We start from the raw sequence: 20,019 nt of genomic DNA, 5'->3' as shown, positions 1-20,019 counted from the left end.
CTTATTTATTATACTACCGTATTTTTTCTTTGTCAAGCATTTTTTACAAAGTTTTTATTTTGTTTTTACTTAACTTCTCAGTAGTTTTTCTTGCTGTCTTTAAGTGACAACTTCTATATATTAGCATTTAGAAATTTATCTGTCAACTGTTTTTTATTATTTTAAATGTTTTTGTTTAAAATTTTAAAAAAATAACAGCTGCCTTTTTCGACAACTGTTATATATTACTATCTCATTCTATAGACTGTCAATATTTATTTTAAATTTTTTATAAATTTCTCCAGGTCTTTATTCTGATTTAACTTGTTAGCTTTTTCTAAATATTCTAGCCCCTTTTCTTTTTCATTCATATTGAGATAAATTATTCCCATGTTGTAATTCAATGGATAGGAGTCTTCTATCTCTTCTAGACCAAGTTCTAATATTTCAATTGATCTTTCGAACTCTTGCCTTCCTGCATAGATTGTTGCAAGCAAGTTTATATTTTCTTCTGTGGTTTTCTTTTCCACCGATAGCTTTCCATACTCTTCAGCCTTATCTAATTCTCCTATGTTGTAGTAACAAATTGCGTAAGTATAATAGAAGGATTCTTCTTTATCAAAGTCTTCACTTATACTTTCTAATTGGTTTATTGCCTTGTCATAGTCTCCATAGGATAAATAAGTTTTTGCTGAATCAAAACTAACATTGTTCCTTATTATTTCTAACTCTTTTCTCACTTGGTCTTTGAGTTCTTCATCTCTTGACAGGTTAATAAACTTTTCAAAGTACATATTGGCTTTTATATATTTGGCAAGGGCGAGGTTAATGTAAGCTAGTCTGTAGTATGCAAGTGAGTAAGTTTCATCTAAATTTAAGACCTTGTTGTATTTTTTAATTATTATGTTTAAGAGTTTTTCACTTTTTTCATATTCTTTTTCATGAATTTGATTGTAAAGTGCCTCTAAGATGTTTGCCTCTTTAAAAATTATATCTGGGTCTTCTCCAGCGGCTTCCTCATATCCCTTTAAAAAGATATAAGAGTCTAAAGGATCTTCTTCTTGATTTACATAGGCCTTGTGCATAGCATAGTTTTTTAAATCTATTTTTAATTTTTTTAAAATTTCCTTATAGTCCCTTGAGTATTTAAATTCGCTGTCAATTCCAAGTAGGTAGACCATGGCTTCCACAATTTTTTCAAGATTAATCTCTTCTTCTAGTTCCTTGTCTTTTATTCCCTCTATAAGATAGTCCAACTTTATGGGCAAGGAAAAACCCACTGGTAGATTAACATCTTCCAAGTGGTATTCTTCTTTTAAGTCTATAAAAACTAAATTTTTTAATTTTTTATTAATTTCTTCTTTAAAAAGATTTTCCATTAAATTTCCTCTATTTCTAATCTCATTTGTTTTCTAATAATATTTTAAATACTAACAGATTAAAATTAGATTTTCAATTTTATCTCATCATGACTATCATGGAGTTAAGTCCATAGGTCTTGCCTTCTCTTCTTGCAGAGTGAAGGTCTAGGTTTTTGTAAGTTGATTCCCTGCAGTTTTCTATGTTTTCTTCATCTATTCCTGACTCTAATAAAATTTCTTTATTAACCTCTGTCATAGAAAGATGCCAAGTACCTCCAATTTTTTCGAAGAACTTTCCTCTATTCTCGAAGTCTTTAAACTCTTCATAAACTTCTTCTCCAACTTCATAATTTTCTATGTCAATATTGGGTCCAATGTAGGCGAGAATATCCCTTGGGTCTGAGTCAAATTCTCTCTTCATTTTTTCTAAGGCTTTAGCAGGAATTTTCTTTTGCGCTCCCCTCCAACCTGAGTGAACTATTGAAAGAATTTCTTTCTTTTTATCATAAAGAACTATGGGAGTGCAGTCGGCAAACTTTAACAAGAGGGCAAGATTTTTCTTATCTGTTACGAGGCCATCGGTGTCCGGAAAGTTCCTTCCATAGACAAAGTCGCTCCCATTTTCTCCATCACAATATGCTATTTTATCTGTGTGAGTTTGGATACAAGAATAAATTTCATCTGGTGTGATTTCCATTCTCTTTAACATATCAGCTACATAGTCTTTGACCTTGTCGCCCTCCTTTGCATAGGAAAGAGAATACTCCATTCCACTAATTAAGTTTGCAATTCCATTTTCTTCTAAAAATTTTGACTTCATTTTAAATCTCTTTTTATAAATTAATATCCAATAGAATTGGTGTGTGGTCTTGTCTTTCCCCGGAGTCAATCATTTTTGATTCTGCAACAAGGTCTTTTATCCTATCACTAACTATGAAGTAGTCGATTCTCCAGCCAGAGTTGTTTTTCTTCGAAGTCTTAACTCTTTGTGCCCACCAAGTGTAAACTCCTTCTACATTTCCGTGGATGTGTCTAAAGGTATCAGTGAAGCCCCTGGCTAATAAGTTTGTGAAGCCTTGCCTTTCTTCATCAGTGAAGCCTGCTGACATCCTATTGCCCTCTGGGTTTGCAAGGTCGATCTCCTTGTGAGCTACGTTGAAGTCCCCTGTTGCAATTACAGGTTTAATTTCATCAAGTCTTGATAGGTATTCGCCATACTTTTCATCCCAAATCTGTCTTAGTGGAAGTCTTTTTAATTCTCCACCTGCATTTGGTGTGTAGACTTGTGTGAGGAAGAAGTTGTCAAACTCTAAAGTTATTATTCTTCCTTCAAAGTCCATTGTGTCTGGTGCATCAATCTTTGGAAAAGTCACCACTGGTTCGAATCCCTTCTTGAAGAATGCCATGTTGCCAGCGTAACCCTTTCGAGCAGGTTCTTGTGATGAAACAAAAACATAATCATAGTCAGCGAACATTTCTGCCAAAATCTCCTTGTGCTTTTTGCTTGGTCCACCCTTAGGAAGCTTTGTCTCTTGAATTGCAATTATGTCTGGATCTTCTCTTAGTATTGTTACGAGAACTTCTCTTGACATCTGTGCCCTATTTGAGTCGCTTGTTAGGGCTGCGTTAATTGAATCTATATTCCACGAAATTATTTTCATTTTATTCCTCCAATATTATTTTATACTTCAATCCTATCAAATAGAAATTTCTCATTCAATCTTAATTTGATTTTATTTATCAAGATTTGTGTTTAAATTTATAATTACATAACTTCTTATAACTTTATTAAATCCCATAAAGTTTGCAATAAAAAAAGACCTGGCCGAAGTCAAGTCTTGATTTAAATTTTATAACTCGCCCATATAGGCTCTCTTTCTTCTAGTTGATCCAACTAATATCCTGTAGAGGTTGCCCCTAAAGATTGCATAGGCACCTGTGATGATGCTTGCAAGTAAAATTTTAATATTGTATGGATCAAGAGGGTTTAAGTAAGATAGACCTGTCATTACCGTTTGACCAAGAGGAATATCTACAATGGAATTCGCTGTAATCATAAAGGCAAAATCAAATCCTAAGAGATGAAGTATACCAAGATAAATCAAAAATGGTATAGTCCAAAGTAAGAAATTCTCCTTCATAAACTCAAGTGAGTGAGTGTAGGCTGAAGTGTAATACTCTCCCCTAATATAAATTGACTCTGCAATTGGATTAAGAGCAAGAGTGATTACTGCTCCCACAAGAGTAGTTGCTCCCATCACACCACCTAGAGCTGGCATCAAAAATGAAATTATCATAAGGATAAAAAACACTGAATAAATTGATGCAAAGTATTCCATAAAAGTTTTTGAAAAATTTCTAAAGCTAATTCTATTGTAGTAAATCAAATCACTTAAAACAGAAAAGTAGCTTGATAGGATTAAGGACGTCAAAAGCGGTGCAACAAATCCCATTAGTCCTCCAAGTACCATACCAAGAAAGTTACCAATAAAGAAAAATCCCAAAGTATAAATTATCCCGTAAATAAAAGGAAAAACTAAAAATATAGGAGCCTTCTTTATTTTTAAAAGGGTATCCTTGCCTGCCTTCTTATAAACTAATTGTAAGTCTTCAAAAAAATTCATTACATCACATCTTTTCAGGTGCTTTTATGCCAAGCAAGTTAAGTCCACTTGCTATTACATTCTTAACTGCGTAGCAAAGCATAAGTCTTGTATTTTTTAATTTTTCATCATCAACTAAGATTTGAGTTTGGTTGTAGAACTTGTTGAAGTTCTTTGCAAGTTCAACTGTGTATCTTGTGATGAAGTAAGGTTCATATTTTTCGCAAGCATCAACAACAACGTCAGTGAAGTTGTAAAGGCTCCTAATAATATTTATTTCGCTTTCTTCTGTAAGTAGACTTGGGTCAATTTCATTATTTATATCGAAGTCGCCCTTCTTAAGAAGAGAGCAAATTCTTGCGTGAACGTATTGAACATAAGGTCCAGTTTCACCTTCAAAGGAAAGTGTCTTGTCCCAATTAAAGGTATAGTCCTTGATCCTTCCATTGAAAAGTTCTTGGAATTTAATTGCACCAATACCAACAGTTTGTGCAAGCTCTTCCTTGTTTTCGATTTTTTGACCTTGTTCTTCTTCTCTTGCATCGAGAATTTCACGAACCTTGTCTGTGGCCTTGTTGAGCACATCTTCAAGGTAAACAACTTTACCCCTTCTTGTAGAAAGAGTTCCATCTTCAAGAGAAACCATACCGAAGGCAACGTGATTTATCTTGTCCCAAAAATCTTCTCCCATTTCCTTTAAAACTGCACGAAGTTGTTTAAAGTGAAGAGATTGTTGTGTTGCAACAACATAAATAATTTGGTCTGGCTTGTAGTTCTCTTCTCTATATTTTGCAGCAGCGATGTCTCTTGTCAAATAGATTGAAGTCCCATCAGATTTTACAATAATTGCAGGTGGAAGATCGTACTTTTCAAGATTGATAATTTCAGCACCTTGAGATTCTTCTAGCAAGTTTTTATCTCTAATTTCCTTTATTACATCAGGTAACATATCAGAATAGAAGGACTCCCCATTGTAGGAATCAAAATGGATGTCAAGCATGTCATAAACTCTGTTGAATTCCTTTAGAGAAATTTCTCTAAACCACTTCCAAATTTTTACAGCTTCTTCATTTTTATTTTCAAGTTCCTTAAACCAATAGCGACATTCCTCTTTTACTTCTGCATCCTTTTCTGCAACTTCATTTACTTTCACATAAAGTTTCAAAAGTTCAGGGATCGGATCATTTTCAATTTCTTCTTTGTTGCCCCATGTCTTGTAGGCATAGATTAGCATACCGAATTGAGTTCCATAATCTCCCAAATGATTTACTGCCACTGTCTTATAGCCCAAGAAGTTAAAAATTCTTTTAAGGGAATCTCCAATAACTGTTGACCTTATGTGACCAATATGGAAAGGCTTAGCAATATTTGTAGAAGAATAATCTAGTACAATATTTTTTCCCTTTCCTATTTCTGACTTTCCGAAATCTTCTTTTTTGTTTACAGTCTCCTTTAAAATTTCTTCTGTCAAAATACTTTTGTTGATATAAAAGTTTAGATAGGCATTTTTATTTTCAACTTTTTCAAAATATTTTGAATCAATTTGTCCTGCCAATTCTTCTGCAATCATAGCTGGATTTTTTCTGTAAATCTTTGCTAGGCTAAAAACCGGAAAAGCAAAGTCACCAAGTTCATAGTTTGGTGGCACTTCTATCATCTTGTCGATTTCTTTGGCATCAAGGCCATCGATTTTTTCATCAAGTATTTTTATTATTTCTTCTCTAAAATTTATCATCTTGACTCCTTACTTAAGGGTAACTACAGTTACACCGTCGCCACCCTCATTATATTCTGCATCTTTATAGGACTTTATAATCTTAACATTCCTAAAGTGTTCTCTTAACTTTTGTCTAAGGACACCTGTGCCCTTTCCATGAATTATTCTAACGGATTTTAAACCAGAAAGATAGGCATCATCTAAATATTTATCAACAATATCCTTTGCATCTTCAAAATTCTTGCCCCTAATGTCAATTTCACTCTTAACATTTGTGGCCTTATTCTTCAGAATGCTTCTAGTGTTATTCTTAGTTGTGTCCTCTTGAACATCAATCCTCGTTAGAGAATCCTTTGGCATATTCATTTTCATTATGCCCGATTGGACTAAGACGTTGCCCTTCTTGTCTGGAAGCTCCAAGACAGTTGCAAGATTACCAAGAGATGTCCTCACCTTGTCGCCAACTTTTATTTCTCTTATTGGGTTGGCTGATCTTGTGATTTCAAGTTCTGATTTGTCCCTGGTATTTTTTATGCTTTCACGCAAGAGGTCTTGAGCCTCTTGAATTTTTTTAGAATTTTCAGAACTTATCTTGTCCCTGGCTTCGCTTATTTCAGATAGAATTATATCAACATTTTCTTTAGTATTTAATAAAAGTCTCTTGGCTTCTTCACGTGATTTTTCTAAAATCTTTTCCTTTTGATCTTCTAGCTTTTTAATTTTTGATTGAAGCCTCTTGTTTTCCTTTTCTAAATCAATTTTTTCTCTCTCAAGCTCTTCCCTATACTCACGAATCTTAGTCCTGTCCTCGTCAATAGATTGAAGGACGTCTTCGAATTCAATATTTTCTGAACTCAAGAGTTTTTTTGCCTCTCCTATTATCTCATCAGGAAGGCCCAACCTCCTAGAAATTTCAAAGGCATTGGACTTGCCCGGGACTCCAATTAAAAGTCTATAAGTTGGAGATAGACTATCAACATCAAATTCCATGCTGGCATTGGCAACTCCATCAGTTGTAAGTGCATAGATTTTTAATTGATTGTAGTGGGATGTGGAGATGCATCTTATCTTTCTCTCCAACATAAAGTCCATAATGGACCTTGCAAGAGCAGCACCCTCTGTTGGGTCCGTTCCTGCGCCAAGTTCGTCAAAGAGAACCAGGGAGTTCGGGGTAACATTTTTTAAGATGTAGACAATGTTCACCATATGAGATGAAAAAGTTGAGAGAGACTGCTCAATAGATTGTTCATCGCCAATGTCTGCAAAAACTTTTTCAAAAACTGCAATCTCAGATGCTTCATCAGCTGGTATTAAGAGACCAAATTGTGTCATCAAGGTCAAGAGTCCCACTGTCTTAATACTTACAGTCTTGCCACCTGTGTTTGGTCCTGTGACAATAAGTGATGTGAAGTCTATTCCCAAGTTTATGTCAATTGGCACTGCAAGCTTTCTGTCTAAGAAGGGGTGATAGGCCTTTATTAAATTTATCCTGCCTTCACGATTTAGCTTTGGCATATTGGCACGATAATTTAATCCTAGTCTTGCCTTGGCAAAGATAAAATCAAGCTCAACTAATTTCTCTTGGTTTGATTTTATTTCTTCGCTTCTTTCCCCAACTAATTCTGAAAGTTCTTTAAGTATTTTTTCGATTTCTAAATTTTCTTTTATATATAATTCCTTTAAGTCGTTGTTGGCTTCCACAACTGCCATGGGTTCAATGTAGGCAGTCTGTCCCGAACCAGATATGTCGTGGACAAGTCCCTTGACCCTGGACTTATTTTCAATCTTAACAGGAACTACATACCTCCCATCACGAAGAGTAACTAGGGCATCTTGCAAGAAGTCTGCGTGAGAAGATAAAATTCCATTTAGTCTTGTTTTAATGGAATCCTTCTTTGCCACTATTCCCCTTCTAATTCTTAAAAGTTCACGAGAAGCATCGTCAGCAATTTCTTCTTCAGAAATAATTTTTGAATTTATCTCATCTTCTAAGCTCTTGTCTGTGTAAAGATCATTAATTAACTTGTCGATGTATTCTAACTTCACTTCTTCGTCGCTGTTATAAGAATCCTTTTTGAGATAAGTCTTTAGACCACGAGAAACTCTTAAAAAGTCAGAAACTTGTAAGAGTCCAGAAGCTGTTAAGCCTCCACCTATTTCTGTCCTCTTAATTATTGATCTAATGTCAACTATTCCAAATAATTGGGGCTCCCCCTTGGCAATAATTAATTTTAGGGCTTCATGAGTTTCGTTAAGTCTATTTTTTACAACTTCGTATTGGGTAGAAATCTCAACCTGGTCAATATATTCACTTGTGATACTTGCGCTGGCAAGTTTTTTAAGTTCAACTAAGACCTTGTCAAACTCCAAAGTCTTTGATGCTCTCTTTAAAGAATTATCCACTGACAATCCCCCTATTTATATGTCCCTTAGTAACCGCTTGGTACTTGTCTTCTAGTTTTTCTTTTAGTTTATAAAAGTCTTCTTCATTGTAGTTCTTGTATAAGTCTATGACTTCATTAGTAAACTCATCTGCCAAGAAAATAAGGCTAATTTTATTTTCTTTTAGCTTGTTCACGTAGCCGTCTAATAAAATTGGATATGAGTTAAAGATTTCTGTAAAAGTGTTTTGCCTCAAAACTTCAAAGTCCACTGACTTTTCATCTCTTAAGAGGTAGTTCTTAGACTTACAGCTTGGGCAGTTTCTTTCGTCCTTGCAATTTTTTTCAATGGAGTAAGGACAGTGCTTCATTGTCATCACTGGGACCCTCCCATAAGAAATCACATTGACTTCCATGTCTTGCCCCTTAATTATATTTTGAATTTGTCCACTATTCATCTCTGGCGATAAAGTTGCCGACTTAAATCCAAGGTCCTTAAAGAAGTCTAGTGAATTTTTGTTGAAGATATTTAGTCCAATATCTGCGTTGAGTTCAAGTCCGTCATCTTTAAAGATGTAGTATTCTGAAATATTATTTATCCAAAGTCCCTTAAGGTTTTTGTTTTTTAAAATGTATGCTCTAAGTCTTTCAAGTTCGTCGTAGGAATAAAATTTATCCAAATAAATTGAAATATTTTTATCGCCGTAGGACTTTTTAAATTTTTCTAAGTCCTTGGCTCTGATAATTATTTCGTCGATTTTATTTAAGTCTACCTTCTCTAAATCTTTAAACTTGTTGAAGAAAACTTTTATAAAATATTTTTCTCCTTTATTATTGCTCTCATGAACTTGTAATTTATTTTCGACTTGAACCCTTTCAATAGATTCACTTAAAATTTTATCTTCTAAGATCTTTAACCCTTCTCTTCTAAGTTCATTGATAGATGAAATTGGAAGGAAGGCATTGTCATCTAAGTCCAAATTTATATTTTCAACATCAAAAATACTGTCCCCAGTTTTTGAAATATTTTCAATAACTCTTTCTCTTTCAAGACCAGCCTTCTTAGCTGGCTCAACTAACCTATCTAAAGTGTAAGACCCTTCAAGGTCACATGACTTAAGATAAATTTTTGGATTTTCGCCAATTTTAATCTTTAAGTCCACATCCACTTTTCTCTTGTAATCATAGGAATCTATTTTCTCGTCAATTTTTTCGTAAAGTTTCTTTGAGTAGGTCCTGTTAATTTTTGAATTTTCAAGAGGTCTTTTAAATAGTTCAACTTGATAAACTTGTCCAGCCTTATAAAATTCTTTGGACTTCATCCCAAATCTTCCCTTGGAAGAATTAAATTCTAGTCCGTCGCCTTCAAAGATGTCTGTGTCAAAAATTATTTTTGCAAAATTTTTCCCAACTTCTAAGACTCTTCCAATTTCAATTCCCCTGTTGTCAGGTCTGTCATAGGAGGTGAAGTCCCTACCAAAGTCTCCGTTAAAAAGTCCCTTTGTAAAACCTCTGTTGAATACTTGGATAGTATCTTCCTTATCCTCCTCTTGTAGTTTCCCTTCAAGGGATTTTTTATAAGAAGAAACCACTGTGTAGACGTACTCAGGGTTTTTCATCCTACCTTCAATTTTAAGAGAATAGCCACCTGCCTTTATAATTTTTGCCACATCGCCAAGGGTGTTTAGGTCCTTGGGAGAAAGATAGTAAAGTCTATTAGCTAGCTTTTTACCATCAAAATCGATTATCTCATAAGACCTTCTACAAGCTTGGGCACATTCGCCACGGTTACCTGACTTGCCCCCAATCATTGATGACATTAGGCACTGACCAGAGTAAGAAACGCAAAGGGCCCCATGAATAAAGGTCTCCACATCAATGTCTAAGTCTTTTATTTTTTCAATTTCAAAAATAGGAGTTTCACGAGCAAGTACAAGTCTTGAAAAACCCATATCTTTTAAAAATTTTGCTCCGTAGTAATTGTTTACTGCCATTTGAGTAGATGCGTGGAGCTCAAAATCTGGAAAGTCCTCCCTAATTTTTGCTGCAATCCCAATGTCTTGAAGGATAAGAGCATCAACTCCAATGTCATAAAGCATCTTAACACTTTTCATTGCCCTCTTGAATTCGAAGTCTGCAATTAAAATGTTAAAAGTTACATAAATTTCCACCCCTCTTAGGTGAGCATACTCAATTGCCTCTTCAAGTTCTTCCTTGTTGAAGTTCTTGGCCTTGGCTCTGGCAGAGAATTCATCATAACCCAAATAAATGGCATTAGCACCTGCTGACACAGCAGCCTTAAGAGCTGCCATATCACCTGCAGGTGCTAACAATTCATATTTATTTCTCTTCATAAATATTTTCCAATTCTCTCGATAGGTCAATTATCCTTCTCGATGCAGAGTTGTTTTTTTCTTCAAGATTAGAGATGCTTTCCTCAAGTTTTTTGATTTCTTCTTTAGCTTCTGTTAGGGCCTGGTTCTTATCCATAAGGTCCCTGTTTAGTTTCCTGTTTCTGTCCTCTAGTTCAAGAGTTTTCTCCTGAAGGTCCCTATAAGACTTGTTGGACTTTTTGTTTTCTTCTTCAAAAATCAAAAGTTGCCTCTTCAAATCTTTGATTTCTTCCATCTTCTCCACGATTTCCTTTTTGTCATCGCTGGTGCTTGCCAGGTCGTCCTTATCAGACTTCATCTTTTCAAAGTCATCTAAGACATTGAGGGCACAAAGGACAAGAGTTTGTACTTGATTCAATTTGTAATTAGTTCTCGCAGTTTCCTTTATTTTTTCATCAAGGTCAGCTGCAAGATCCTTAATATACTTTTCGTTGTCATTACCCATGACATAAAACTTCATGCCATCGATATTGACTTCGATTCTCTTCGCATGGGACATAATAGCCTCCTTAGGATCTTAGTTTAGCTTTAATTTCACTTTCAATCTCAGCAACTACTTTTTCACAAATTTCTGTAACTTCGCTTTCTTCAAGAGTCCTGTCTGCCGCCCTAAATAATAGGGAGAAGGCAACAGATTTCTTTCCTTCTTCTATATTTTCACCTTCATAAATGTCGAATACCTTAAAGGATTCAAGAAGGTCCTTACCATATTTTTTCGCAACTTTTTCAAGGTCAACTGAGTCAACGTCCCTATCCATAATGAAGGCAAAGTCCCTCTTCATTGTTGGGTACTTAGGAAGGTCCTTGTAAGTGTAGTTGTCAATTGTATTTTCTACTATTTTTTCAAAGTCAAGTTCTGCAACATAGGCTTTTTTCTTTAAGCCATAGTTTTCAAGAACCCTTGGATGTACTTCTCCAAATACTCCAAGACTTTCTCCATTTAATAGGAATTCTGCAGACCTGCCTGGGTGCAAGAAGCTTGCTTCTTTTCTCCTAACTTCTAGCTTATTAATGCCCAAGAACCAAAGGATTTTTTCGATTGATTCCTTTAGGTAGTAGAAGTCGCCTAGGTCATAGAAGCCCATAGTTAATTTTAACTTTTCACTTGGAAGTTCATCTTCTGTTGGGAAGAAGGTATTTCCAATTTCAAATCCACCAACATTTTCGTTGCCCCTTGCATAGTTTTTAGCAAGGGCATCAATCATTGAAGGCACAAGAGTTGTCCTCATAACTGAATAATCTTCTCCTAGTGGATTTAAAATTCTTATAATATTTTTTTCATCTTCTTGATAATTTGCCTTTTTATAGGAAGATGGACTCACAAAGGAGTAAGTCATAAATTCAGAATAACCAAGACCAGTTAAAAGATTTTTAATCCTGTCTTCAACATTTCTAAATCTAGGTTTTCTACCAACTGTCAAAGTTCCCATAAGTTTTTTAGGTTCAATCTTATCGTAACCATAAACTCTTGCAACTTCTTCAATTAGGTCTTCTTCTATGTCAAGATCAAGTCTTACACTTGGGATTTTTGCTACAAGATAGTCGTCTTTAATTTCAGTTTCAATTTCTAATCTATTTAAAATATTTGCAACTTCTTCAATTGTGAAGTCAACTCCAATTAGGTCCACAAGTTTTTGATGTCTAAGTTTAATTTCTTTTTCTTCCTTAGAGAAGTTTCCAACGTCCTTAGATCCATCTACCACTTCAGCAATCCCCAACTCTGATGCAAGTTGGCAAACTCTGTCAACAGCGGCCTTAGCAAGATTAGGGTCAAGTCCCTTTTCAAATCTTGAAGATGCTTCACTTCTTAGGTTAAGTCTTCTTGAAGTCTTCCTAATATTTTCCTTGTTGAAGTTAGCTCCTTCTAATAAAACATTTACAGTTTTGTCAGTGATTTCAGAATCAAGTCCACCCATAATTCCTGCAAGGCCAATGATTTCTCGACCATCAGTAATTAAAATATCCTCAGACTCTAATTTTCTTGTTTCTCCATCAAGAGTAACAGTTTCTTCACCATCTTTTGCCATCCTAACGACAATCTTCTTAGAGTGAAGGCTGTCTAGGTCAAAAGCATGAAGAGGTTGACCATATTCAAGCATTACAAAGTTTGTAAGGTCAACAATATTTGAAATTGGTCTAACTCCCGCTTGCATTAGGTAGGCTTGTAACCATAACGGAGAAGGTCCAATTTTTATATTTTTAAGTATCTTTGAATAATATCTTGTGCAATTTTCTGTTTCTATTTCAATATCGTCAAAGAAATCAGAAAAATCATCAACTTGATTTTCAATTTTTATTTCATTGTGTCTAGTCTTTAAGTCAAAGGATGCAGCAGTCTCCACAGCCATTCCCATAATGCTTAGACAGTCTGGTCTATTTGGTGTGATTTCAAGTTCAAGAATTTCATTGTCCATGAAAAGAGCTTCCATGGCAGAGCCACCTATTTCAGTTCCTTCAGGGAAGATGAAAATTCCATCACGAGCTTCCTTAGGGATAACTGAAGTTTCATAACCAAGTTCTTCTAGGGAGCAAAGCATACCGTTGGATTCAACACCACGAAGCTTGCCCTTTTTAATTTTTATGCCACCAGCCACAGTTGAGCCGTGAAGGGCAACAGGAACAATAGCTCCCTCAAAAACATTTTTAGCACCAGTAACTATTTGAAGGACTTCGTCACCAACATTTACAGAACAAATAACAAGCTTGTCTGCATCTGGGTGGTTTTCAATTTTTTCTATCCTTCCAACTACAATTTTATCTAAGCCTTCAGATGGAATAATAATAGATTCAACGTGAGAACCAGAATTAGAAAGTCCATCCGCAAGTTTTTTTACATCAAAATCGAAATCAACATAATCTTTAAGCCATTTAATCGGTAATAACATTTATATCTCCTTAAAATTGTTCCAAGAACTTCTTGTTGTTTTCAAACATCATTCTAATATCTGTAATCTTGTACCTAACCATTGCAATTCTGTCAATACCCATACCAAAGGCAAAACCAGAATACTTTTCGGGATCAATCCCACAGTTTCTAAGAACATTTGGGTGAACCATTCCGCAACCCAAAAGTTCCATAGACCAGCCAGTGTGATTACAAGCACCACATCCTTTGCCGCCGCATGAAGTACAAGTCGTATCAACTTCAAGACTTGGCTCAGTAAATGGGAAGTAGTGAGGTCTAAACCTTGTCTTTACTTCTTCACCAAAGAAGGCCTTAACAAAATAATTTAGGGTGTCAATTAAGTTGGCAACAGAAATCTTTTCATCAACAACAAGTCCCTCAAGTTGGTGGAACATTGGAGAGTGAGTTGCATCAACTTCATCAGACCTAAAAACTCTACCAGAACATATCATGCGAATTGGAGCGCCATGTTCCTTCATTGCCCTAATTTGGACAGGAGATGTTTGCGATCTAAGAATTGTGTTCTTATCAAAGTAAAATGTATCAGACATATCTCTAGATGGGTGGTCCTTAGGAGCATTAAGAAGATCAAAGTTGTTTTCAACAGTTTCAATCTCTGGACCATCGTAAACAGTAAAGCCCATATGAGTAAATAAGTCTTCAAGATCTTCAAGAGTCTTCTTTAGAGGATGTCTATGACCTAAAACAAGTTCATCAGTCTTTAAAGTAACATCGATTCTCTCGTCGTGAAGTTTCTTTTCCAAGATTTTTTCATTTAACTCAGTTTTTTTATCTTCAAGAGCCTTTTCAATCTCTTCACGCACTTCGTTGACAAGAGCACCCATGATAGGTCTTTCTTCCTTGGAAAGATCCTTCATACCCTTTAGGATTTGAGTAATCTCACCCTTCTTACCTAAGTACTTAACTTTCAGTTCATCTATATTTTTAATTGTCTTAACTTCATTTAAAAGTTTCATGGATTCATCTTTGATTCCAATTAATTTTTCTTTCATGTTGACCTCCAATTCATAATATATAATTATAACATAGTTGCAAAAAATTTTTAAACAAAATCAAGCATATCGCCTTTTTATCACCTATTAAATCATTTTTTTAATTATATCTTAAATTTTTTTCAAGCTTTGATTCTTACATCACTTTTTACAATGGCAATTCAATTTCTTATTAAATCAATTTTATTGTGAAATAAAATCAAATTTTTCACTTTTTTTGATTTTATATTTTTAAAATGAGAAATAAAATTAAATTTTCACTTTTTTTTGATTTTATATTTTAGTTTTATTAATTTGTTTACAAACAATAAGTTGTAAAATTAAATGCGACACAAATAAAAAATAAAAACTCATACTAACTTCGTGTAAAATGTTAATAACGACAAAAACACACACGGAGGTTAATATGAGCTATAAACATCTTACACTAAACGAAAGAAATAAGATAGAGGTATTAAACAAAGAGGGCTATTCTTCTAGAAGAATAGCGAAAATTTTAGGATGTCATCATTCCACAATAGCTAGAGAGCTTAAAAGATGTGATACTGAATACGAAGCTGGCCTAGCAGAAAGAGATAAAGAATCTAAATCATCATTAAAAGGAAGAAAAACTAAAGTAACTTATGAAATATTAGAAAATATCAAAGAAAAGCTTAATTCTAAATGGTCACCTGAGCAAATTGTAGGTTGCCTTTATAAAGGAATATTAAGCTTTAAAACAATATATAACTGGATTTATTCTGGAGTAATAGATTTTGATATTTCAAGATTAAGAAGAAAAGGTAAGTCTAGAAAAAGCAAAGAAACAAGAGGAAAATTTAACATAGGTACATCTATAAGAAAAAGACCAAAAAACATAAAGTATAGGGTTTCCTTCGGACACTGGGAACTTGATACAGTTGTGTCTTCTAGAGGAAAAAGCAAGGGGTGTTTAGCAACATTTGTTGAAAGAAAAACAAGGTTTTATATAGCATTACCAATGAAAGATAGAAGCAAAGATTCAATGTTTGAAGCAATCAATAAACTTGTTAAATCACTTCCAAAAGAAGCCTTAAAAAGTTTTACATCAGATAGAGGAAAAGAATTTGCTTGCTATGATGAAGTTGAAAAGCTTGGGATAGACTTTTACTTTGCTGACCCATATTCAGCATGGCAAAGAGGAAGTAATGAAAATTCAAATGGTCTATTGAGAGAATATTATCCTAAAAAGACAGATTTAGCAGAGATATCTGAAGAAGATCTTATTAAAAATTTAATGGAGCTTAACAGCAGACCTAGGAAATGTCTAAATTATCAAACTCCATTTGAATTATTTTTACATGAACTTAGTTTAATTTAGGTGTCGCAATATTATTTGCAATTCATCAAACAAAAAAGAGTGATTGCTCAACCACTCTTAATTTAATCCAATATATTTTTTTATAGCTACTTGTAGAAGTTGTGAAAAATTTACATTATTTTCTTCTGCAAGATCATTTAACCACTTGGGTATGGTCAAGGTTTTTTTTACAGATTTTTCCTCTATTCTGTCTCTAACTAGAGGCATCCACACAGAAATATAGGATAATGATTCATTCTCTCCAGTCTTTATCATAGACTCTGTTGTTTTAGGAATTTCTCTACCCATCTTCTCTCTCTCATAAATAACAAGTCCTAAAACTTCTTGTGCATTATACACTGCTTCCTTTAAGCTATCTCCATCTGTAAAAGCTTCTTCAATATCTGGAAATCTAACATAATAAATCTTATCTTCTTCATCAAATTTTATAATACAGGGAAATGTATAGGTATCTTTCATAAAATCACTCCTCTATGGAAGTTGTCAGGGCTAAAATTTTAGCCCCGTAATTCTTTCAATACTCGTTAAAGTTCCTGATGGAATATCTTTCTTGCTGCACTTTACAGGGCAGGCTTTTCCATCTTTTACATAAATTTCATGAGAGCCATCAGTTCTCGTGTGAACCCAACCATTATCTTTTAGAATTTTGACAACTTTTCTGTAAGGCTTTGTTTTGGCCATAAACAATTCCTCCTTACGCTTATAATTATACACGTATTAATCACACGTGTAAATGTTTATGTTATTTTTTATAACATGTAATTTTGCAAAAAATAATATTCTCTTTACAAGCAATTAAAAATTTGGTATTATGTAATCTGTTGTAGGGGTATAGTTCAGTTGGTAGAACATTGGTCTCCAAAACCAAGTGTCGTGGGTTCGAGTCCTGCTACCCCTGCCAAGATACTGATTGCGTATGCAGTCAGTTTTTTTATTTCCATTTATAATTTTAAAGCAATCTAAAAGATGTGTTAGGTCGGCCCAACACATCTCTTTTTATAATATTTTTAAATTTTCTTCTACTTGGCGAAAGGTTTCTTCCAAGCTTCCTGAGTTATCTATTATGACGTCTGCCATAACTTTTTTGTCCTCAACAGACATTTGCGAATTTATTTTTTCTAGTGCGTAGCCCCTGCTTATCTTGTCTCTCTTCATAAGTCTTACAATTTGCGTTTCCCTACTTACATATACAAGCCAAACTTCATCAAAGTCTAAGCCATATTTTTCATTTAAGTGCTTGGCTTCAAAGAGAAGTGGTATATCCACAAAGACCCTGCCCGCAGAATTTTTTATCTCTTCTAAGATTATCCTATAAATCTCTGGGTGCTCAATTTCATTTAAGACCTTCCTCTTGTCCTCGTCCCTAAAGACAATTTCTCCAAGAGCCTCCCTGTCCAGTTTATCATCCTTATAGATGTCATCTCCAAAGACTTTTTTTATTTTTCCTTCAACTGGTTCAAGGTCCACAACTTCTCTTGCAATTAAATCGGCGTCGATAAGATTTTCTCCTCTTTGCCTTAAATAATTTGACACCTGGGTCTTGCCTGTTGAGATTGATCCTGTCAATCCAATGATTTTATTTGGACTCATATAGATTCTTTCCCGTATTCATATCCACAGACAATTTTACATTTAAGTCCACAGAGTTTTCCATTAGGTCCTTCATAAGTTCTTTCACTTCTTCAATTTCATCTTCTGCTGTGTCAACAACAAGCTCGTCATGAATTTGAATTATTAATTTTGATTTTAAATTTCTCTTCTTAAGTTCATTGTAAACTTTCACCATGGCAATTTTTATGATGTCGGCAGCTGACCCTTGGATAGGAGTGTTAAGAGCAATTCTCTCTCCAAAGCTTCTAATGTTGAAGTTCTTGGCATTTAGTTCTGGGATGTATCTCCTTCTCTTGAAGATTGTTTCCACATAGCCCTTGTCCTTGCCATTTTTAATTTCTTCTGCCATATAGTCTTTTATTCCCACAAAATGACCAAGATAGTTATCAATATATTCCTTGGCAGCCTTCCTTGGTATGTTTAAATTTTGTGAAAGTCCGTAGTCGGAAATTCCATATACAATTCCAAAGTTTACTGCCTTGGCTTCATATCTTTGACGGTCCTCAACTTGATCGTAGTCTATATGAAAGACTTCTGATGCAGTTTTTCTGTGGATGTCTAGTCCATGCTTAAAGGCATCAAGCATCTCCTTGTCATCTGATAAGGCAGCTAAGACTCTAAGTTCAATTTGTGAGTAGTCGGCGTCAACTAGGACTCCACCCTCTGATGCCAAGAAGGCCTTTCTTATTAATCGTCCTTCTTCAGTTTTTATTGGAATATTTTGTAGGTTTGGATCAATTGAAGAAATCCTTCCAGTGGCAGTCACTGTTTGCATAAACCTTGAGTGAATCCTCTTAGTTTTTTTATTTATAACAGCCTTTAAACCGTCAATATAAGTTGACTTCAACTTGGAGAACTTCCTATAGTCCAAAATCTTGTCGATTATCTCACCCTTGCCACGTAACTTTTCCAAGACGTCAGCAGAAGTTGAGTAACCAGTTTTGGTCTTTTTAATAACTGGAAAGTCCATCTTATCAAATAAGATTACGCCTAATTGTTTTGGTGAATTTATGTTAAATTTTTCTCCAGCTTCATCATAAATTTCATCTTCCAAAGTTTTTAATTTTTCAATAATTTGCTCGTCAATTTCATCAAGGACTGCCTCGTCAGTGTTGATGCCCACATATTCCATAGATGCAAGGACTTCAACAAGGGGTAGCTCCATATCTTGGTAGAGAGCAGTCATCTCCTCTTCATCAATTTTTTTCTTTTGAAGGTCTTCTAACCTATAAATTGTGTTTAAGACAAAGGCAAAATACTTAAAGAGGTCAACCTTATCTAAGTCGGCATAAGTTTTCTGCTTTGCTCCCTTGCCAAGAAGGTCTTCAAGGTCTAGGTAACCATTTTTGAAATAGTCCATGGAAATCTTGTTGATGTCGTAGTCAGACTTAGTTGAGTTTAATAAATATTCTGCAATTTCAACGTCGTGGGAATAATTTTTGATGTCAATCCCAAGGTCCATTAGGATAATAATATCTTCCTTTAAAGAGTAGCCAAGTTTTTCGATTTTTTCATCTTCCATAAGCTTCTTCAAGAAGTCAAAGTCTATGTCTTCATAAGAAATAAATTTGACTTCAAAGTCCTTGACCTTGACTGCAAAATAGATAGGCTTCACATCTTCATAAATCTTTCCATCTGTAATAAATTTAAAGGCAATAGACTTCTTGTCCTTTAATTCTTTTTCAATTTCCTTTAGGTCTTTTATTTCAACAAATTCAAAGTTGTCTTGGGAGATTTCCTCCACTTCTTCCTTGCGATATTCTTCTGGAAGCCTATCTAACATAGAGTTAAACTCAAACTCACGATAAAGTTCTGACAACTTTTCATAATCGTAGTCGACTTTTTTGAAGTCATCAAGACTTTCTTCAATAGGAACATTCTTCACAATTGTTCCAAGCTTTTTACTCATAAAGGCAGACATCTTCCCATCGACCAATTTTTCCTTTAACTTCTTGCCAGAAACTTCATCAATATTGTCATAAAGATTTTCAATAGTGTGGAAGTCGTGAATTAATTTAAGGCCAGTCTTTTCTCCAATCCCATAAATTCCTGGGATGTTGTCAGAGGAGTCACCCATAAGAGCCTTTAATTCAATGAATTCAAGAGGCTCAATTCCATAATCTTCTTTTATCTTTTCAACTGTCATGATGTCCATATCAGTGATGCCCTTGCGAGTGAAGAGGACCTTAGTCTTTTCATTTACAAGTTGAAAATAGTCCTTGTCCCCTGTCAAAAGATAATTTTCAAAACCTTCTTCAGTCCCAAGCCTTGAAAGAGTGCCAGCAATATCGTCAGCCTCATAAACTGGTGACTCAAGAATTTTTACATTCATGTAGCCCAAGATTTCACGCACAAGAGGCCATTGTTGTTCCAACTCGTTGGGAGTCTTTTGCCTAGTTCCCTTGTAGTCCTTGTAAATCTCTGACCTAAAAGTCTTCCCCTTCATGTCAAAGCAAACTGCAAGGTGAGTTGGCTTAATCTTATCAATGGCATTTTCCACCATCATGACAAAGCCATAAATTGCATTTGTATAAAGTCCCCTCTTAGTCTTAAGAAGTGGAAGGGCATAAAAGGCCCTGAAGAAGAGAGAACTTCCATCTATAATTAAAAATTTGTTATCCATAAAAACCTCCTAGGTCTATTATAACAAAGATTGAAATAAATAAAATTTGCAAATAAAAATCCCCAAGTGAGTGAACTGACCCCCAAAAGTTGGA

15 protein-coding genes and 1 tRNA gene are annotated in these 20,019 nt (G+C 34.6%); 2 read left to right on the top strand and 14 right to left on the bottom strand.

The window, feature by feature from the left end:
• Positions 1-254: 254 nt before the first annotated feature.
• The 10 genes from CAN42_RS00740 to pheS form a co-directional block, all read right to left on the bottom strand.
• Positions 255-1,358: a tetratricopeptide repeat protein gene (locus CAN42_RS00740; protein ID WP_085875121.1), complete on the bottom strand. Its 1,104-nt coding sequence runs from the start codon at positions 1,356-1,358 to the stop codon at positions 255-257.
• Positions 1,359-1,437: 79 nt separating this feature from the next.
• On the bottom strand, positions 1,438-2,160 hold the full coding sequence (pgeF, locus tag CAN42_RS00735; protein ID WP_085875120.1) for a peptidoglycan editing factor PgeF: 723 nt from the start codon (positions 2,158-2,160) through the stop codon (positions 1,438-1,440).
• Between the two features lie 13 nt (positions 2,161-2,173).
• Positions 2,174-3,001, bottom strand: coding sequence for an exodeoxyribonuclease III (locus CAN42_RS00730; RefSeq protein WP_085875119.1), 828 nt, complete (start codon positions 2,999-3,001; stop codon positions 2,174-2,176).
• A 189-nt stretch (positions 3,002-3,190) separates the two neighbouring features.
• The gene (locus CAN42_RS00725) at positions 3,191-3,964 is read right to left on the bottom strand and encodes a hypothetical protein (protein ID WP_085875118.1); all 774 of its coding nucleotides are present in this window, start codon (positions 3,962-3,964) and stop codon (positions 3,191-3,193) included.
• Between the two features lie 4 nt (positions 3,965-3,968).
• Positions 3,969-5,678 (bottom strand): arginine--tRNA ligase, encoded by a 1,710-nt coding sequence (gene argS / locus CAN42_RS00720; protein WP_085875117.1) that lies wholly within the window; start codon positions 5,676-5,678, stop codon positions 3,969-3,971.
• 9 nt (positions 5,679-5,687) lie between these two features.
• On the bottom strand, positions 5,688-8,063 hold the full coding sequence (locus CAN42_RS00715; protein ID WP_085875116.1) for an endonuclease MutS2: 2,376 nt from the start codon (positions 8,061-8,063) through the stop codon (positions 5,688-5,690).
• Positions 8,056-10,395, bottom strand: coding sequence for a U32 family peptidase (locus tag CAN42_RS00710; protein WP_085875115.1), 2,340 nt, complete (start codon positions 10,393-10,395; stop codon positions 8,056-8,058). The genes CAN42_RS00715 and CAN42_RS00710 overlap by 8 nt, the downstream gene beginning before the upstream one ends.
• Positions 10,382-10,933, bottom strand: coding sequence for a cell division protein ZapA (locus CAN42_RS00705; RefSeq protein WP_085875114.1), 552 nt, complete (start codon positions 10,931-10,933; stop codon positions 10,382-10,384). The genes CAN42_RS00710 and CAN42_RS00705 overlap by 14 nt, the downstream gene beginning before the upstream one ends.
• Before the next feature lie 10 nt (positions 10,934-10,943).
• Complete coding sequence (gene pheT, locus CAN42_RS00700) at positions 10,944-13,319, bottom strand: phenylalanine--tRNA ligase subunit beta (protein ID WP_085875113.1); 2,376 nt, start codon at positions 13,317-13,319, stop codon at positions 10,944-10,946.
• A 10-nt stretch (positions 13,320-13,329) separates the two neighbouring features.
• Positions 13,330-14,352, bottom strand: coding sequence for a phenylalanine--tRNA ligase subunit alpha (gene pheS, locus CAN42_RS00695; protein WP_085875112.1), 1,023 nt, complete (start codon positions 14,350-14,352; stop codon positions 13,330-13,332).
• Between the two features lie 406 nt (positions 14,353-14,758).
• Here pheS and CAN42_RS00690 point away from each other — a divergent pair, with 406 nt between their 5' ends.
• The gene (locus CAN42_RS00690; protein ID WP_085875111.1) at positions 14,759-15,691 is read left to right on the top strand and encodes an IS30 family transposase; all 933 of its coding nucleotides are present in this window, start codon (positions 14,759-14,761) and stop codon (positions 15,689-15,691) included.
• A gap of 57 nt (positions 15,692-15,748) precedes the next feature.
• On the opposite strand, the gene CAN42_RS00685 is transcribed toward CAN42_RS00690, so the two are convergent.
• Positions 15,749-16,150, bottom strand: coding sequence for a type II toxin-antitoxin system HicB family antitoxin (locus tag CAN42_RS00685; protein ID WP_062570935.1), 402 nt, complete (start codon positions 16,148-16,150; stop codon positions 15,749-15,751).
• Between the two features lie 30 nt (positions 16,151-16,180).
• Positions 16,181-16,372, bottom strand: a complete 192-nt coding sequence (locus CAN42_RS00680; RefSeq protein WP_062570936.1) for a type II toxin-antitoxin system HicA family toxin — start codon at positions 16,370-16,372, stop codon at positions 16,181-16,183.
• 144 nt (positions 16,373-16,516) lie between these two features.
• Here CAN42_RS00680 and CAN42_RS00675 point away from each other — a divergent pair.
• A tRNA-Trp gene (locus tag CAN42_RS00675) sits at positions 16,517-16,592 on the top strand.
• A gap of 95 nt (positions 16,593-16,687) precedes the next feature.
• On the opposite strand, the gene coaE is transcribed toward CAN42_RS00675, so the two are convergent.
• Both coaE and polA read right to left on the bottom strand, forming a co-directional pair.
• Positions 16,688-17,281, bottom strand: coding sequence for a dephospho-CoA kinase (gene coaE, locus CAN42_RS00670; protein WP_085875110.1), 594 nt, complete (start codon positions 17,279-17,281; stop codon positions 16,688-16,690).
• The gene (gene polA / locus CAN42_RS00665; protein ID WP_085875109.1) at positions 17,268-19,925 is read right to left on the bottom strand and encodes a DNA polymerase I; all 2,658 of its coding nucleotides are present in this window, start codon (positions 19,923-19,925) and stop codon (positions 17,268-17,270) included. Before polA ends, coaE begins: the two co-directional genes overlap by 14 nt.
• Positions 19,926-20,019 lie beyond the last annotated feature (94 nt).

It is taken from the genome of Peptoniphilus vaginalis (assembly GCF_900176605.1).
Taxonomy (GTDB): Bacteria; Bacillota; Clostridia; order Tissierellales; family Peptoniphilaceae; genus Peptoniphilus_A; species Peptoniphilus_A vaginalis.
This window is presented reverse-complemented; position numbering and strand designations above follow the sequence as displayed.

Coding starts and splice junctions, on each gene's coding strand:
- CAN42_RS00740 (WP_085875121.1), bottom strand. CDS start 1,358: ATGGAAAATCTTTTTAAAGAAGAAATTAATAAAAAATTAAAAAATTTA.
- pgeF (WP_085875120.1), bottom strand. CDS start 2,160: ATGAAGTCAAAATTTTTAGAAGAAAATGGAATTGCAAACTTAATTAGT.
- CAN42_RS00730 (WP_085875119.1), bottom strand. CDS start 3,001: ATGAAAATAATTTCGTGGAATATAGATTCAATTAACGCAGCCCTAACA.
- CAN42_RS00725 (WP_085875118.1), bottom strand. CDS start 3,964: ATGAATTTTTTTGAAGACTTACAATTAGTTTATAAGAAGGCAGGCAAG.
- argS (WP_085875117.1), bottom strand. CDS start 5,678: ATGATAAATTTTAGAGAAGAAATAATAAAAATACTTGATGAAAAAATC.
- CAN42_RS00710 (WP_085875115.1), bottom strand. CDS start 10,395: ATGAAGAGAAATAAATATGAATTGTTAGCACCTGCAGGTGATATGGCA.
- CAN42_RS00705 (WP_085875114.1), bottom strand. CDS start 10,933: ATGTCCCATGCGAAGAGAATCGAAGTCAATATCGATGGCATGAAGTTT.
- pheT (WP_085875113.1), bottom strand. CDS start 13,319: ATGTTATTACCGATTAAATGGCTTAAAGATTATGTTGATTTCGATTTT.
- pheS (WP_085875112.1), bottom strand. CDS start 14,352: ATGAAAGAAAAATTAATTGGAATCAAAGATGAATCCATGAAACTTTTA.
- CAN42_RS00690 (WP_085875111.1), top strand. CDS start 14,759: ATGAGCTATAAACATCTTACACTAAACGAAAGAAATAAGATAGAGGTA.
- CAN42_RS00685 (WP_062570935.1), bottom strand. CDS start 16,150: ATGAAAGATACCTATACATTTCCCTGTATTATAAAATTTGATGAAGAA.
- CAN42_RS00680 (WP_062570936.1), bottom strand. CDS start 16,372: ATGGCCAAAACAAAGCCTTACAGAAAAGTTGTCAAAATTCTAAAAGAT.
- coaE (WP_085875110.1), bottom strand. CDS start 17,281: ATGAGTCCAAATAAAATCATTGGATTGACAGGATCAATCTCAACAGGC.
- polA (WP_085875109.1), bottom strand. CDS start 19,925: ATGGATAACAAATTTTTAATTATAGATGGAAGTTCTCTCTTCTTCAGG.